Source organism: Devosia sp. (genome assembly GCF_014860165.1).
Lineage (GTDB): Bacteria > Pseudomonadota > Alphaproteobacteria > Rhizobiales > Devosiaceae > Devosia.
In genome coordinates this window covers 142,965-158,404 of record NZ_JACZKG010000071.1, presented here as the reverse complement: position 1 = coordinate 158,404, position 15,440 = coordinate 142,965, and the positions used below count along the sequence as shown (strand labels likewise).

Annotated in this window: 18 protein-coding genes; 11 read left to right on the top strand and 7 right to left on the bottom strand. The window is 64.0% G+C overall.

Going from position 1 to position 15,440, the window contains the following annotated elements; translation table 11 throughout:
- Positions 1-264 precede the first annotated feature (264 nt).
- Entirely contained in the window at positions 265-912 is a 648-nt protein-coding gene (locus IH615_RS18095; RefSeq protein ID WP_291364136.1) for a carbonic anhydrase, read from the bottom strand.
- A 66-nt stretch (positions 913-978) separates the two neighbouring features.
- Here IH615_RS18095 and IH615_RS18090 point away from each other — a divergent pair, with 66 nt between their 5' ends.
- On the top strand, positions 979-1,185 hold the full coding sequence (locus IH615_RS18090; RefSeq protein WP_291364082.1) for a DUF1737 domain-containing protein: 207 nt from the start codon (positions 979-981) through the stop codon (positions 1,183-1,185).
- A 136-nt stretch (positions 1,186-1,321) separates the two neighbouring features.
- On the opposite strand, the gene IH615_RS18085 is transcribed toward IH615_RS18090, so the two are convergent.
- Both IH615_RS18085 and IH615_RS18080 read right to left on the bottom strand, forming a co-directional pair.
- Positions 1,322-1,909, bottom strand: a complete 588-nt coding sequence (locus IH615_RS18085; protein ID WP_291364080.1) for an NUDIX hydrolase — start codon at positions 1,907-1,909, stop codon at positions 1,322-1,324.
- Between the two features lie 72 nt (positions 1,910-1,981).
- Positions 1,982-2,410: a helix-turn-helix domain-containing protein gene (locus IH615_RS18080; protein WP_291364078.1), complete on the bottom strand. Its 429-nt coding sequence runs from the start codon at positions 2,408-2,410 to the stop codon at positions 1,982-1,984.
- A 68-nt stretch (positions 2,411-2,478) separates the two neighbouring features.
- Between IH615_RS18080 and IH615_RS18075 the strand changes: the two genes are divergently transcribed.
- The 8 genes from IH615_RS18075 (at position 2,479) to IH615_RS18040 (ending at position 8,005) form a co-directional block, all read left to right on the top strand.
- Complete coding sequence (locus tag IH615_RS18075; RefSeq protein WP_291364076.1) at positions 2,479-3,144, top strand: alpha/beta fold hydrolase; 666 nt, start codon at positions 2,479-2,481, stop codon at positions 3,142-3,144.
- Between the two features lie 200 nt (positions 3,145-3,344).
- Positions 3,345-3,731 carry a succinate dehydrogenase, cytochrome b556 subunit gene (gene sdhC, locus IH615_RS18070; RefSeq protein ID WP_291364074.1) on the top strand — a complete coding sequence of 129 codons (387 nt, stop codon included), beginning with the start codon at positions 3,345-3,347 and terminating at the stop codon, positions 3,729-3,731.
- The gene (gene sdhD, locus IH615_RS18065; RefSeq protein WP_291364072.1) at positions 3,731-4,123 is read left to right on the top strand and encodes a succinate dehydrogenase, hydrophobic membrane anchor protein; all 393 of its coding nucleotides are present in this window, start codon (positions 3,731-3,733) and stop codon (positions 4,121-4,123) included. The genes sdhC and sdhD overlap by 1 nt, the downstream gene beginning before the upstream one ends.
- A gap of 6 nt (positions 4,124-4,129) precedes the next feature.
- Positions 4,130-5,941, top strand: coding sequence for a succinate dehydrogenase flavoprotein subunit (gene sdhA / locus IH615_RS18060; RefSeq protein WP_291364070.1), 1,812 nt, complete (start codon positions 4,130-4,132; stop codon positions 5,939-5,941).
- A gap of 6 nt (positions 5,942-5,947) precedes the next feature.
- Positions 5,948-6,304: a hypothetical protein gene (locus IH615_RS18055; RefSeq protein WP_291364068.1), complete on the top strand. Its 357-nt coding sequence runs from the start codon at positions 5,948-5,950 to the stop codon at positions 6,302-6,304.
- 24 nt (positions 6,305-6,328) lie between these two features.
- Positions 6,329-6,757 carry a DUF3052 domain-containing protein gene (locus tag IH615_RS18050; protein ID WP_291364066.1) on the top strand — a complete coding sequence of 143 codons (429 nt, stop codon included), beginning with the start codon at positions 6,329-6,331 and terminating at the stop codon, positions 6,755-6,757.
- On the top strand, positions 6,754-7,038 hold the full coding sequence (locus IH615_RS18045; RefSeq protein ID WP_291364064.1) for a hypothetical protein: 285 nt from the start codon (positions 6,754-6,756) through the stop codon (positions 7,036-7,038). The genes IH615_RS18050 and IH615_RS18045 overlap by 4 nt, the downstream gene beginning before the upstream one ends.
- Positions 7,039-7,222: 184 nt before the next feature.
- A complete protein-coding gene (locus IH615_RS18040) occupies positions 7,223-8,005 on the top strand; it encodes a succinate dehydrogenase iron-sulfur subunit (protein WP_291364062.1) in 783 nt (260 codons plus the stop codon).
- Between the two features lie 126 nt (positions 8,006-8,131).
- Here IH615_RS18040 and IH615_RS18035 read toward each other — a convergent pair whose 3' ends face one another.
- From IH615_RS18035 to IH615_RS18025, 3 genes are all read right to left on the bottom strand, one after another.
- A complete protein-coding gene (locus tag IH615_RS18035) occupies positions 8,132-9,631 on the bottom strand; it encodes a hypothetical protein (RefSeq protein ID WP_291364060.1) in 1,500 nt (499 codons plus the stop codon).
- Positions 9,632-9,716: 85 nt separating this feature from the next.
- Positions 9,717-10,661 (bottom strand): DMT family transporter, encoded by a 945-nt coding sequence (locus IH615_RS18030; RefSeq protein WP_291364058.1) that lies wholly within the window; start codon positions 10,659-10,661, stop codon positions 9,717-9,719.
- Positions 10,662-10,757: 96 nt separating this feature from the next.
- Positions 10,758-11,687 (bottom strand): tyrosine recombinase XerC, encoded by a 930-nt coding sequence (locus tag IH615_RS18025; protein WP_291364056.1) that lies wholly within the window; start codon positions 11,685-11,687, stop codon positions 10,758-10,760.
- Between the two features lie 77 nt (positions 11,688-11,764).
- Here IH615_RS18025 and IH615_RS18020 point away from each other — a divergent pair, with 77 nt between their 5' ends.
- Positions 11,765-12,757 carry an omptin family outer membrane protease gene (locus IH615_RS18020; protein ID WP_291364054.1) on the top strand — a complete coding sequence of 331 codons (993 nt, stop codon included), beginning with the start codon at positions 11,765-11,767 and terminating at the stop codon, positions 12,755-12,757.
- A 7-nt stretch (positions 12,758-12,764) separates the two neighbouring features.
- Here the strand turns inward: IH615_RS18020 and IH615_RS18015 are convergent, their stop codons facing one another.
- Positions 12,765-12,956, bottom strand: a complete 192-nt coding sequence (locus IH615_RS18015) for a hypothetical protein (RefSeq protein WP_291364052.1) — start codon at positions 12,954-12,956, stop codon at positions 12,765-12,767.
- 124 nt (positions 12,957-13,080) lie between these two features.
- Between IH615_RS18015 and IH615_RS18010 the strand changes: the two genes are divergently transcribed.
- Positions 13,081-15,249 (top strand): primosomal protein N', encoded by a 2,169-nt coding sequence (locus IH615_RS18010; protein ID WP_291364050.1) that lies wholly within the window; start codon positions 13,081-13,083, stop codon positions 15,247-15,249.
- The last annotated feature ends 191 nt before the right edge of the window (positions 15,250-15,440 follow it).

Sequence of the window (15,440 nt, the reverse complement as noted above, 5' to 3'; positions counted from 1 at the left end):
ACTCGGCGCGGATCGGGAGTTTATTGGGCGAAATCCGGGCAGTATCTCAGGTAGGATAGATCAATGTATCTGGCAAGATTTACACGATGTTATCTGTCATTGACTGTAGATCAATTTGGCATCAAGTCTTGTCAGACCTGCGACATTCAGGACAGCAGCAAGTTTGTTGCTGCCAATTTTCTCTCGGTTCGCAGATAACGCGCGCGTGATCGCCTCCGCGAGCACTTCACGGCGGCGTTATCGCAAGTGGATCGGCAGAAAAGATCAGAAATCGGGGCGGACGAAATCGCCGCTTTCGCTGTCCATCACCCAGAGTTCGCCGCTGGAAATGTCGAACCAGGCGCCATGCACGGCCAGTTTGCCCGCCGCTTCGAGCTCGGCGACATAGGGAAAGGTGCGCAGGTTGCGGATGGAGTTGCGAATCGAGATGCGCTCCATGGCCCGCTGCCGCTCGCTGTCGGTCAGCAGCGTGTTCTGTCCGAGCTGGCCGGGCAGGTCGCCCAGCATGCTCATCCATTTGCCGATGAAGTCGCCGGCATCGAGTGGCGAAAACTGCGCATCCAGCGCCGCCTTGATGCCGCCGCAGCGGCCATGGCCCATGATGACGATATTGGTGATGCCCAGCGCCTTGACGGCGAATTCGATGCCCGCCGAGGTGCCGTGCTGGCCGCCATCGGGCTGGTAGGTCGGCACCAGGTTGGCGACGTTGCGGAGCACGAACAATTCGCCCGGGCCCGCATCGAAAATCATTTCGGGGGCGGCGCGGCTGTCGCAGCAGGCAATGATCATGGTGGAGGGGTTCTGGCCCTCGCTGGCAAGGTCCCGAATCCGGTCCTTTTCGCGAGCATAGCGGCCGGCCATGAAATTGGCGTGGCCCTTCAGCAGATGGTCAGGAAACCGATGCATGGGCATTCGATTAGCGGTAAGCTGGGCCAAGATCAACTGCGGCCGCATACGAGCCGCGCATTGGGGCCATGCATGCTTATCTACCGCTTCCTGACCGGCGAGGACGATGCCAGCTTCTGCCACAAGGTGACCAAGGCCCTCAGCGAGGGCTGGCAGCTCTATGGCTCGCCCACCTATGCCTATGACGCTGTGGCCAAGAAGATGAAGGCCGGGCAGGCGGTGACCCGCGTGGCCAAGGACCAGCCCTACGATCCGGACAGGAAGCTGGTGGACTTCTGAGGGGGCACGCCAGCGAAACGCGCGTCGAACTCGATCGTCACCCTCGGGCTTGACCCGAGGGGCCTTCACTCGTTGAGCGCCCGGCAAGTACAGAGCCCTCGGGTCAAGCCCGAGGGTGACGGCCGGTGGCTAGGGTCTAAAACTCCCCCGACACCAGCCGCAATTGCAGCGCCTGCAGCATCATGATGGTCTTGGCGTCCATGATGGTGCCTGAAGCCACCATGGCCAGCGCTTCGTCCAGCCCCAGTTCGAACACCTCGATGTCCTCGCCCTCGTCCACAAGGCCGCCGCCGGTGGCGTGCTGCTGGCCCGGGGTATAGCGCGCCAGGTAGCAGGCGCATTTCTCGGTCAGCGAGCCGCCGCTCATATAGGCGTTGAACAGGAATTCCAGCGCCTGTGGCTCATAGCCGGTTTCCTCGATGGCCTCGCGCCGCGCCGCCACCTCGGGTGCCTCGCCATCGTCGAGCAGCCCGGCCGGCGCCTCGATCAGCCAGGCCGGATCGCCATTGAGATGTGGCGGCAGGCGGAATTGCCGCGTCAGGATCACCATGCGCTCGGTCGGGGCGAACATCAGCACGGCGGCGGCGCTGCCATGGTCATAGACCTCGCGCTGCACAGTCTGCCACCGGCCGTCCTGGCAAAGGTGATCGACCTCATATCGATCCAGCCGCCCCCAGCCACGGGCCAGCGGGGTGATGGACTTGATGGTCACTCGTTCGCTCATGGCGGCTCCTTGGTCGAGCCTGCTATCTGCCCCAAAGCCGTCCAGCCGGCCACAGGCATTTTCGAATGCCAGCTAGGCGTCGCCGCTCAGATGGATGGCGCGCAGGGCCTCCATCTGCGCCTCGATCGCTCCGGGCCCGGCGCGGTCCCGCGCTTCACCGGTTGCCGCCAATGCGGGATCGACGGGCATATAAGCCCGGCTCCAGCGGCTGATCTGGGCGATGATGGGCAAGAGGTCGATGCCCTTTTGCGTCAGCGAATAGATCGCCTTGAGCTTGTGGCCGGGATCCTCGGCCCGGGTGAGTATCCCGGCCGACACCAGCATGGCGAGGCGGTCGGCCAGGATGTTGCTGGAAATTCCTTCATCGGAGGCGAGGAACTCGCGGAAATGGCGTTTGCCGGCAAACATGATGTCGCGGATGACCAGCAGGGTCCATTTGTCCCCGAACACTTCAAGACCGAGATTGATGGGGCAGCCGGAGCGGAATGAAGTTTGCGTCATGGCTTGACTCTAACGCTTATGCTTGCAAAAAGCAATCACTTGTATTTTGCAACCGTAAGGAGGAGGCGATGACCACATTCGTGATTGTGCATGGGGCCTGGGCCGGCGCTTGGGGCTGGGACAAGGTGGCCGAGCGGCTGCGGGAGGCGGGGCATCGCGTGCATGTGCCGACGCTCAGCGGGTTGGGCGAACGCGCGCATCTGGCGTCATTCCCCATTACGCTCACCACCCATATCGAAGACATCGTCAACGAGATGGTCTGGCATGACCTGACCGATGTGGTGCTGGTCGCTCATTCCTATGGCGGGTTTGTCGGCACCGGTGTGGTGGAGCGGGCGGCCGAGCGCATCGCCGCCATCGTCTATCTCGATGCTTTCATTCCCGACGACGGCCAGTCCTTCGAGGACATTATGGGCGGGCCGCTCGAGGGTCCGGTGGTTGCCGTGCCCGAGATCGGTGACAACGAGTATGCCAGCGAGGCCGAGCGCGATCGCGTCGCCGCGCTGGCCACTCCGCAGCCGACCGGAACCTTCACCGAACGGCTCAGGCATGGCGGCGCCTACCTCAAGGTCGCCCGCAAGACCTATATCCTGGCCAGCGGCTGGGAGGGATTCCAGGGTGTCGCGGCGCCGCTGCGCGATGATCCGGCCTGGCAGGTGCTTGAACTGCCCTGCGGCCACGACGTGCCGCTACTCATGCCCGCGGAACTGGCGGCGCTGCTGGAGCAGGCCTGACCAGCGCCATGGCGACGGCATGACTTCCCGCAGGCGTGGTCGATATGCCGTCGCCTCTCGCACACCGTGTGCGCTATACGAACAAAGTGCGGAATGCGCCAAAAGTCGCATGCCTCTGCTTTGATTTTGTAACCTTTGGGCGCTAGAAGTCTCGAACCATTCCAAACTGCCAGCGGCATAGCTGCGCCCAGCGAGGCTTCATGACGGTTCGATCCCGCCCCCTTTCTCCGCATCTGCAGATCTACCGCTGGACCATCACCATGGCCATGTCGATCGCCCATCGCGCCACCGGCATCGCCAATTATGCCGGCACGCTGCTGCTGGTGATCTGGCTGGGCGCCGCTGCCTGGGGCCAGGAGCCGCTCAACGCGGTCAACGACATCTATGGCAGCTGGTTCGGCCAGCTGGTGCTGTTCGGCTTCTCCTGGTCGCTGATCCATCACATGCTGGGTGGCCTGCGCCATTTCGTCTGGGATTTCATCATCGGCATGGAGCCGGGGCAGCGCGAGGCGCTGGCCTGGGCCAATCTTGCTGGTTCCATCGTCCTGACCCTGCTGGTCTGGACCGTTTTCGTCTGGATGGCATGATGCGCGAAACCGTTGTTACCCGCGAGATGATCGCCAATCCCAAGACCAAGTACGGCCGGGCCAAGGCGTCGACCCGGCATTTCTTCACCCAGCGGGTGACCGGGGCGATCAACATCGTCTTCCTCGGCTTCCTGCTGTTCGTCGTGCTGCGGCTGGCCGGGCAGGACCGGACGGACATGGTGGCGGTGCTGGGCAATGGCTTGGTCGGCCTCCCACTGGCGGCTTTGCTGGTGGTGGTCACCGTGCATATGCGCAACGGCATGCGCGATACGCTGGAAGACTATTTCCATGGCGACCTCTATCGCCTGCTCATGCTGCTCAACACGCTGTTCTGCATCCTCATCGCGGTGGCTGGCGTCGCCGCGCTTCTCAAGCTCGTCTTCTGGGGTTAGCGCCTGATGGCTACTTATGAACTCATCGACCACGAATTCGACGTGGTGGTGGTTGGCGCCGGTGGCGCGGGCCTGCGCGCCACGCTGGGCATGGCCGAACAGGGCTTCAACACCGCCTGCATCACCAAGGTCTTCCCCACCCGCAGCCATACCGTGGCGGCGCAGGGCGGCATCGCGGCGTCGCTGCAGAATATGGGACCCGACAGCTGGCAGTGGCACATGTATGACACCGTCAAGGGGTCGGACTGGCTGGGCGACAATGACGCCATGGAATACCTCGCCCGCGAGGCGCCGGCCGCCATCTATGAGCTCGAGCATTATGGCGTGCCGTTTTCGCGTACGACCGAGGGCAAGATCTACCAGCGGCCGTTCGGCGGCCACATGACCGAATTCGGCGAAGGCCCGCCGGTGCAGCGCACCTGCGCCGCCGCCGACCGCACCGGCCACGCCATTCTCCACACGCTGTACGGCCAGTCGCTGCGCCACAATGCCCAATTCTATATCGAATATTTCGCCCTCGACCTGATCATGGGCGATGACGGAAGCTGCCAGGGCATCATCGCCTGGAAGCTCGACGACGGTACCTTGCATCGCTTCCGCGCCAAGCTGGTGGTGCTGGCCACCGGCGGCTATGGCCGCTCCTATTTTTCGGCCACCTCGGCCCATACCTGCACCGGCGACGGCAATGGCATGGTGGCCCGGGCCGGCCTGCCGCTGCAGGACATGGAATTTGTGCAATTCCACCCCACCGGCATTTATGGCGCGGGCGTGCTGATCACCGAAGGCGCGCGCGGCGAGGGCGGGTATCTCACCAATTCGGAGGGCGAGCGCTTCATGGAGCGCTACGCCCCCAATGCCAAGGACCTCGCCTCCCGCGACGTGGTCTCCCGCTGCATGACGCTTGAAATCCGCGAAGGGCGCGGCGTCGGTCCCAAGAAGGACCATATCCATCTGCACTTGGACCACCTGGACCCAAAAGTGCTGCATGAGCGCCTGCCCGGCATTACCGAGAGCGCCAAGATCTTTGCCGGCGTCGACCTGACGCGTGAACCGATCCCGGTGCTGCCAACGGTGCACTATAATATGGGCGGCATTCCCGCCAATTATCATGGCGAGGTGCTGAACCCGACGCCTGACAATCCCGATCGCGTGGTGCCGGGCCTGATGGCCGTGGGCGAAGCCGCCTGCGCCTCGGTGCATGGCGCTAACCGGCTGGGCTCCAATTCGCTGACCGATCTTGTGGTGTTCGGCCGCGCTGCCGCCATCCGCGCCGGCAAGGTCATCGACAAGGCCGCGCCGATCCCGGGCATCAATGCGGCGCAGGATGCCAAGATCCTCGCCCGCCTCGATCGCCTGCGCAATGCGTCAGGTTCCAGGCCAACGGCCGAACTGCGCGACGCCATGCAGCACACGATGCAGGAAGATGCCGCGGTGTTCCGCACCTCGGAATCGCTGCAGTCGGGCGTGCGCCGCATGACCGATATCTATGGCCAGCTGAAAGACGTGCGGGTCACCGACCGCAGCCTGATCTGGAATTCGGACCTGGTCGAAACGCTCGAGCTCGAAAACCTCATGGCCAATGCCATGGTGACCGTGGTCTCGGCCGAAGCCCGCCACGAAAGCCGCGGCGCCCATGCGCGCGAGGATTTCCCGTCCAGAGACGACGAAACCTGGCGCAAGCATACGCTGAGCTGGATCGATACCGATACCGGGGCGGTGAAGCTCGGCTATCGGCCCGTGCATCTCGACCCGCTGACGCCCGAAAGCGAGGGCGGCATCAACCTCAAGAAAATCGCGCCGAAGGCGCGCGTGTATTGAGGCACCATGCGTATCAGTCTGAAATCATCGCTGACGGCAGTTCTGCTTCTCGTCGGGCTCGGGCTCAGTTCACCGACGCTGGGCGCATCGAACATTTCCCAGGAAATAGTCAACGTAGCAATCGAAGGCTGCGTGACCAATCCCGCGATGGTTTGGGCAACGCCGGGATCGGCCAGTCAACTCTGCCCCTGCTTCATCGACAATGTTCTCGATGCTCCTTTGACCGACGCCCAGCGCATCCGGTTGTTGGAGCTGGTTTCAGGCCAGGAGACCATGCGGCCTTACTACAGGCCTCTCGGCCCCGAAGCCCTGGGCGAAGCATTCAAGGCATTTGGCATCGTTCAGAAGGGGTGCACTCTTTGAACAAGCGTGCTGAGAGGCAGTCGAATGACTGACATCGGCTACTCGGGCACGCCCCTGGCGCAGAAGCTGGGGCTCAAGGATGGACAGCGCGCGCTGTTCATCGATCTACCGCTATCGCTGGCCGAACTTGCCGATTCTCGGGCCTTCGTCGAATCCACCCGCATCACCGTCGACCAGCTCGGCGACGCGGCCCCCGGCTATGACTTCATCCACCTCTTCACTACCGCCCGATCAGTGCTCGAAGCCCTTGCCCAGCCGCTGATGAACCTCATCGCCCGCGACGGCATGATCTGGGTCAGCTGGCCCAAGAAGGCCGCCAAGGTCGCCACCGACATCACCGAAGACGTGATACGCACCGTGGTGCTGCCGCTCGGGCTGGTGGATGTCAAAGTCTGCGCCGTCGATGCAACCTGGTCGGGCCTCAAGCTTGTGATCCGGAAGGAACTGAGATGAAATTTGTCGCTGGATTGGCCGCGCTAGCCCTGATGACCGTGCCCGCCTTTGCCGCGCCGACAGCAGAGCAAAAGGCCGAATTCCACGCCGTCTGCATGGGCATCGCCCAGGACGAGACGCTGTGCTCATGCAAGGCCGATGCGGCGATGACGCTGATCGACGAGCGTTTCATGGCCATGGTGATCGCGGCGATGCAGGGCGGCTCGGTGCCGCAGGACCAGTACTCGGCCTACAATACCTACGTCGCCAAGAGCAACCAGATCTGCAAGCCGAACTATTGATGCTGCACTGCCCTTCCCACACTCGCGATGTCATCCCGGCGAAGGCCGGGATCCATGCGCCGCGCCTCACCCGGGCGCTGTGGTTGCGGGGCCTTCCGGACATGGATTCCGGCCTTCGCCGGAATGACATCGCGAATAGACCAAGTTCAGTGCCGGTTGAGCGGCACCTAGGAAAGGACCAAAAATGGTCGAACTGATGCTCCCCAAGGCCGATCGGCCCACCAAGGGCAAGACCTGGCCCAAGCCTGCCGGCGCCAAGCGCCTGCGCGAGTATCACATCTATCGCTATGATCCGGACCGGAGCGCCAATCCGCGCATCGATACCTATTTCGTCGATCTGGACGATTGCGGCCCGATGATCCTGGATGGCCTCCTCTGGATCAAGAACAAGGTCGATGCGACGCTGACTTTGCGCCGCTCCTGCCGCGAGGGCATTTGCGGCTCGTGCTCGATGAATATCAACGGGCTCAATACCCTGGCCTGCACCAAGGGCATGGATGACTCGACCGGCCCGATCAAGATCTACCCGCTGCCGCATATGCCCGTGGTCAAGGATCTGGTGCCCGATCTCACCACCTTCTATGCCCAGCACCGCGCCATCGAGCCCTGGCTCAAGACGACGTCGCCGACCCCGGCCAAGGAATGGACGCAGTCCGTCCCGCAGCGCGCCAAGCTGGACGGGCTCTATGAATGCATTCTGTGCGCCTGCTGCTCGACTTCATGCCCGAGCTATTGGTGGAATGGCGAGAAGTATCTGGGGCCCGCAGCCCTGCTGCAGGCCTATCGCTGGCTGATCGACAGCCGCGACGAGACCACGCAGGAACGCCTCGACGACCTCGAGGACCCGTTCAAGCTCTATCGCTGCCACACCATCATGAACTGCGCCAAGGTCTGCCCCAAGGGGCTGAACCCGGCCAAGGCCATTGCCGAAATCAAGAAGATGATGGTCGAGCGCCAGGCGGCTTGAGGGGGTACATTTGGTCCTCCCACCCACCGCGTGACGATCGAGTTTGGGGGGACTTGCCCTACATTCCCGCCAAAACAGAAACGGCGGGGTTTTCACCCCGCCGCCTGAACTCGCAGTGCCTGCCGGTTACTCGGCTTCGCTGATCAGGATGATCTGCCCGGCTTCATAGGCGGCCTTGCAGTCGGCCTCGTCATGCATCTCGTCGCTTTCCAACAGCACCGATGCGGCGCCCGGGCCTTCGAAGCGCGGGTCGTCGCAGCGCTCGTCATTGGCATAGTCCGAGGTGTTGTCGCCAAAGTCGACATGGCTGCTGTCATAGGGCGCGCCGGCAAGATAGGCGGGCGAATAGACCTTGCGGATGGTCACCCTGCCTTCGGCTTCCAGCGTCTGGCAGTCGGTAGCATCGCCATAGAGGTCGTCGGTCAACAGCTTCTTGTCGGTGCCTTCGCCCATGAAGCGCAGGTCGTCGCATTCGCCGTCATTGGCCCATTTGCTCCAGTCGCTGCCATAGTCGAAGGCGGCGACCGGGGTGGTGCTGGCGCCGCCATTGAAGGTGGCGGTGCCCGCTTCCACCGCAGCGCGGCAGTCGGTGGCGTCATGGGCAATATCGGCATCGAGCAGTTCATTGGCGACGCCCGTGCCCGAAAAACGCGGATCGTCGCACTCGCCATCCTTGGCCCACTGGCTGGTGTCGTCGCCATAGTCGATAACGGCCACATCCGTGCCGCCGCCGACAAAGGTTACGGTGCCCGCGTCATAGGCGGCCTGGCAGTCGGCGGCATCCTTGAGGATGTCGACATCGAGCGTCTCGGCGGCCGAGCCGGTGCCGGTAAAACGCGGGTCATCGCATTCGCCGTCATTGGCCCATTCGCTGGAATTATCGCCAAAGTCGATGTCCGGCGTCGTCATCGCCGTCATGTCATCGCCGACAAAGGTCACGGTGCCGGCGTCGTAAGCGGTCTTGCAGTCGGCGGCATCCTTGCGGATATCGGCATCGAGCGTCTCGGCGGCCGAGCCGGTGCCGGTGAAGCGCGGGTCGTCGCATTCACCGTCATTGGCCCATTCGCTGGAATTGTCACCGAAATCGATGGCGGCCGTGGTGGTGGTCCCGGCATCCTTGAGCGTCACGGTACCGGCCTGGTACGCGGCCTTGCAATCGGTTGCATCCTTGCGCAGGTCGGCATCGACCGTCTCGTCGGCAGAACCGGTGCCCTCAAAGCGGGGGTCGTCGCATTCGCCGTCCTTGGCCCATTCACTGCTGTCGTCGCCAAAGTCGATGGCGTCGATGGGCGTGGCAATGGCCACGTCGGCGGGATCAGTGCCGCCCTTGAGCGTGACGGTGCCGGCCTCGAAGGCGGTGCGGCAGTCGGTGGCATCCTTGCGAATATCGTCGTCGACCAGTTCGGACGCCGAGCCGGCTCCCTCGAAGCGCGGATCGTCGCATTCGCCGTCATTGGACCACTGGCTGGAATCATCGCCGAAGTCGATGTCCGCACTGCTGCTGGTGGTGACGGCGGGGCCGTTCTTCTTGTTGTCGAGCTTCTGCGCCATGGCTGGCGCGGCCAGTCCGGCCGCCAGTACCAGAGCCAGCGCGGCCCCTCCCACAAGCTTTTGGAATGCGTTCATCGGTTGTCCCTTCCCAGATGTCTGCCGCAAGTCGTCGCTGGACATTACAGCGGCTTTGCGGCGCCCAAAAGCCATTTAGAGAGAATCATTTGAACGCATTCCGAGCCCGGCGTTCAGCCTGGGTAAAGAGTACGGAACCCAGCAGCACCAAGCCCGTGCCGATGCCGTGGTAGAGCGTAAAGGGCTCGGCCAGCACGATGACGGCGATGACAATAGTCACCACCGGCCCGAAGGCGGCGGTTGAGGCGGTGGCGCGGGCGCCGATACGGGCCATGCCGGCATTCATCAGGAAGCTGGGCAGCACCGTGCCGAACACGCCCAGCGCCAGCCCGCAGGCCCATATTTCCGGCGTCAGCACCAGATAGCTGCCGGGTCCGACAAGAACGAGATTCTGGACGATCGCGCAGACCGCGGCTGTCGACATGCCGACACAGGTGAAGAGCCCGGCGCCAATAAGCAGCATCTGCCGCTTGGCCAGGTGCTGGTAGAGCGCGAAGGTGACGGCCGAGCCCAGCACCAGCAGGGTGCCGATGACGATGCCATCGGGGTCGGTGGCGAGGTTCCAGCCAAAGATCACCAGCAGGCCGGCATAGCTCACCAGCATGGCCGGCACCACGCCCCAGACCATGCGGTCGCCGAAAAAGGCGATGCCCAGCAGCAGCACGAAGAAGGGATAGGTGAACAGCACCAGCCGCTCATATTGTGCGGTGACGAAGTTGAGGCCCAGGAAATCGAGATAGCTCGACAGGTAATAGCCCAGAATGCCGATGGCCATGCTTGCCAGCACCACCCTCGGGCGCAGCGCGGCAACTGGCTTGTCCCCGCGCCTGATAATGGTGAGCAGAATGACCAGATAGACCGGCAGCGCCACCAGCATGCGCAGGCTCAGCAGCATCTCGGAGGAAACGCCCATGCCATAGGCGAGCTTGATGAAAATGCCCTTGGTGGAAAAGAGGATCGCCCCAGCCACGGCATAGGCGTAGCCGATAGGGTCGTTGCTGGATGGTGCGATGGCTGAGGCGGAGGACATGGGATGACGTTGCTACCGAACGCCATGGCCGCACAAGGCGGCCAACGCCTCATCCGTTCGGTTCAATATCCACGTTGTGGGGGTGGGTTAAGCCAATTACCCGCGCGGATGCGCCTTGCGATAGCTCTCCAGCAGCCGGTCGGTATCGACGGCGGTATAGATCTGGGTGGTCGAGAGGCTGGCATGGCCGAGCAGTTCCTGGATGGCGCGCAGATCGCCGCCCCGGCCCAGCAGGTGGGTGGCGAAGGAATGCCTTAGCGCATGCGGCGTCGCCGATGGCGGCAGGCCCAGCGCGCCGCGCAATTGCGCCACCCGCAACTGGATCAGCCGCGGCGACAGCACCCCGCCCTTGACCCCGCGGAACAGCGGCTCTTCCGGCCAGGACTTGAACGGGCAGAGCTCAAGATAGAGGTCGATCGCCTTGCGCACCGCCTCGATCAGCGGCACCAGCCGGATCCTGCCGCCCTTGCCGGTCACCCGCAAAACCTGGGATTCCAGATCGCCTGTGGTCAGCGCCAGGGCTTCCGAAATACGCAGGCCCGCGCCGTAGCACAGCGACAGCACCGCCATGTCGCGCGCCGCCACCCAGGGGAGTTCTTCCATTTCGCCAACAGTGGCAATGGTCTGCCGCGCCTCGATCACGGTCAGCGCTTTGGGCAGGGACCGGGGCAGCTTGGGGGTGCGGATGACATTGAGCGCTTCGGTCGCCACAACGCCTTCGCGCTCGAGAAAGCGGAAGAAGCTCTTGAGCGCCGACAGCACGCGCGCCAGCGAGCGCGAGGCCAGGCTTTCGCTGCGGCGCTGGGCCATGAAGGCTCTGACATCGGCGCCGCGCAATTCCTTCAGCGTCGCCAGCGTCACCGGCCCGCCGGTGTGACCGGCCAGGAAGCTCAGGAACTGGTCGACATCGCGGCCATAGGCCTCCAGCGTATTGGCGGCAAGCCGGCGCACCGAGCCCAGCTCGCGCTGCCAGGCGGCGAGCTGCTCACGCACGAATTCGTCGGTGGCAAAGGCGGAATCGACCATGAACACAGTGTCAACTGACGTGGTAAACCCATCCTTAACCTCGAAAGACCATGGTTTTATCCAAGGGAGGCAAGACCATGCGTCTATCACTGGTTCGGAATCGTCTTGCCGTCGGCGCGATAGCGCTCACTGCCGCCAGCAGCGCCGTGCAGTCCGCCGATTACTGGCAGCAGGACGGCATTGTCATGCCCGGCCCGTCCGTCGCCTATGCCAGCCCCGACGACAGCGTGCGGATCAATGCCAGCATCGGCGCCATGTATCTGCAGGGCGACGAGAAGGTGCTCAATGGCAACTACACCGTCAGCCACCTGATCTGGCAGACGGCGACGCCGGTATTGCGCGGCGGGATAGCGGTGGATTTCGGGGGTGGCCTCAGCGCCAGCCTGGAGGGTAGCACTGCGGCCTACGGCGACAGCTACATGGAAGACTATGACTGGCTTCGGGGCGACGACACGTTCGACAACTGGTCGCATCGCAGCCAGCATCCCGACACCCGGGTCGACCACTATTTCACCGGCGCCGCGGCGCTGGGCTACGAGCTGGTCAATGACCCGAGTGCAGTGATCCGCGCCCATGCCGGTTTCAAATATACCGATGTGCAGTGGACGGCCTATGGCGGCACCTACGTCTATTCGGGCGCCGGCTTCCGCGACACGCCCGGCACCATCCCCGACGGCGCGGCGGCCATAACCTACCGCCAGCAATTGCCCGAACTGTTCCTGGGCGTCGACGGCGAGGAATATTACGGCAATTTCCGCGTTGGCGGATTGCTGCGTGGCGGCGTCACCTTCCTGTCGGTGGCGACGGACGATCACTGGCTGCGCAATCTGCGATTCGTCGATACGCTCTATATGGCGCCCACCTTCACGGCGGGCGTGGATGTCGGCTATGCGCTGGGGGAGAATGCCGAGCTGACCCTGGCGGCCCGCTACGACCACATCTTCGAGCAGCGCGGCGACACCAGGACCTACAACATCGCCACCGGCGCGCAGACCGCAACCTTCGTCAATGCGGCGGCCGCGGCCCTGCGCAGCGCCGAAGTCACCGCCGGCCTCAAGGGCAAGTTCTGATCGCCACCTAGCGGCCGTGCGGGCCGAAATCGGCGCGCTGGCTCGGCGGCAGGCCCAGATCGTCATGGAGCCGGCTTGGCAGTTCCTGGGGCCGCTTCTGGCGCTCGAGGGCCTGCTGCAGCAGCGCGAAGAGGCTGGCGCGTTCCACCAGGTCCAGCAGCGAACGGTTGGCGGGCGAATGGTCGATCACGTGGGTCATGGGATCCTCCTGTGCTTGGAAAGACACCCTGCGCCCAGCCGCTGACAGAGCCTGTCAGCAGTCAGCCGCTTTGGCAGAATCACTTGCGCTCCCTATGTTCCGGGTGCGAACAGAACGGGCACAAATGGAAGACCGTCCAGACATCGTCGCCGTCATGGTGGGGGTGGCCGTCGAGGGCCCCTACAGCTATCGCATTCCTCCGGGCATGGAGGTTGTGCGGGGCTCGATCGTTGCCGTGCCGCTGGGGCCGCGGCTGACGCTGGGCGTGGTCTGGGGGCCGCCCAAGGATATGGTGGCGCATAACCGGCTGCGCGACATCGCCCAGGCCTATGACATTCCCCCGCTCAGCGAGGAATTGCTCAAGCTCGTCGATTGGGTCGCGCGCTATACGCTGGCGGCGCCGGGCCAGGTGCTGCGCGCGGTATTGCGCTCTACCGAGGCGCTCGATACGCCCAAACCTGTCATCGCCTTCCGCCGCACCGGCCACGAACCGGAAAAGCTGACGCCGGCCCGGCTGCGCGTGCTCGATACGCTGATGGACGGCATGGCCTGGCCTAAGGCGGCGCTGATCGGGGCCACCGGTGTTTCGCCCTCGGTCATCGAGGGGCTGGAGCGGGCCGGGGCGGTGGAGCGGCTCGAAATGCCGCCCCCACCCGTGGTGCTGCCGCCCGATCCCGATGGTGCCATCGCCACCCTGTCACCCGACCAGCAAAAGGCGCTGGACGAGATCACCGCGCTCGATCCGCACAAGTTTGGGGTCGCGTTGCTCGATGGCGTGACTGGCGGCGGCAAGACCGAAGTGTTCTTCGAGGCGGTGGCCGACACCCTGCGCGCCGGCCGGCAGGCGTTGATCCTGCTGCCCGAGATCGCGCTGACCAACACCTTCATTGCCCGCTTCACCAAGCGCTTTGGTACGCGGCCCGCCGAATGGCATTCCGACATGACCCCGGCGCAGCGCGCCCGGGTCTGGCGCGGCGTGCTCGATGGCACGGTGCGGGCGGTGGTCGGGGCCCGCTCGGCCTTGTTCCTGCCGTTCCGCGAACTGGGCATGCTGGTGCTCGATGAGGAGCATGACGGCGCCTATAAGCAGTCGGACGGGGTCAACTACCACGCCCGTGACATGGCTATCGTGCGGGCGCATCTGGCCGATGCCCGGGTCATCCTCTCCTCGGCGACACCGTCGGTGGAGACCCGCAACAATGCCAATACCGGCCGCTATGCCCATGTGCTGCTGACCTCGCGCTTCGCCGAGGCGGCCATGCCCAATATCACGGCCATCGACATGCGCGTGGATGGTCCGGAAAAGGGCCAGTGGATTGCGCCCCTCCTGGCGCGCGAGGTATTCGCGGCGCTCGACCGGGGCGAGCAGGCCTTGCTGTTCCTTAACCGGCGCGGCTATGCGCCGCTGACGCTCTGCCGCTCCTGCGGCCATCAATACAAATGCCCTGATTGCTCGGCGTGGATGGTCGAGCATCGCTTTCGCGGCGTGCTGATGTGCCATCATTGCGGGCACGAGGTGCGTACGCCCAAGGTGTGCAGCGAATGCGGCGATACCGAAAGCCTCGTCGCGGTCGGCCCTGGCATCGAGCGGGTGGCCGAGGAGGCCGCTGCTCGTTTCCCCGATGCAAGGCGCGTGATCCTGTCATCGGATATGGGCAGCAATGCCCAGCTCAAGGAGCGCTTCGCCGAAATCGAGCGCGGGGAGTTCGATCTCATCATCGGCACCCAGCTGGTTTCCAAGGGGCATCATTTCGAGAAACTCTCCGTGGTGGGCGTGCTCGATGCCGATCTGGGCCTGGCGCATGGCGATCCGCGCGCAGCCGAAAGGACCTTCCAGATCCTGACCCAGGTGGCCGGCCGCGCTGGCCGGGCGTCCAAGACCGGCAAGGCGTTCCTCCAGACCTATCACCCCGACCATCCGGTCATGCGGGCCATGGTTACGGGCGATCGCGAAGCCTTCTATGCGCATGAACTCTTGGCGCGCGAGGCCGGTGGCCTGCCGCCCTTCGGGAGACTCGCCGCCCTCATCGTCTCGGCCAACGAGCATGACGTGGCCATGGGCTTTGCCAAGAAGCTGCTCTCGGCTGCGCCGATGGCCGATGGGGTGAAGCTCTTCGGCCCCGCCGATGCCCCGGTCGCCATGGTGCGCGGCCGCCACCGCGTGCGGCTGCTGGCGCAATCGGGCAAGGATTTCGATCTCTCGGGCTATGTGCGATTCTGGCTGGGCTCGGCCGAGAAGGTCACGGGCAACCTGCGGGTGCAGGTGGATATCGACCCGATGAGCTTCATGTAGGCCCTGCGACACTTTCGCCGCATTTGAATCCAACCCCCAAGCCTTGCAAGCCGCGCAAGGGCTGTGCTAGAGCGAGCGCGACTTTGAAGGGGTCTCCGGACGGCCTCTTTTCCAGACAAGAACAAGCGTCGGCAACCGCCCGGGTTTCCCAGAGAAATAGGGCGGTCAAGCGGGCGGGCAACCTAGAGGGT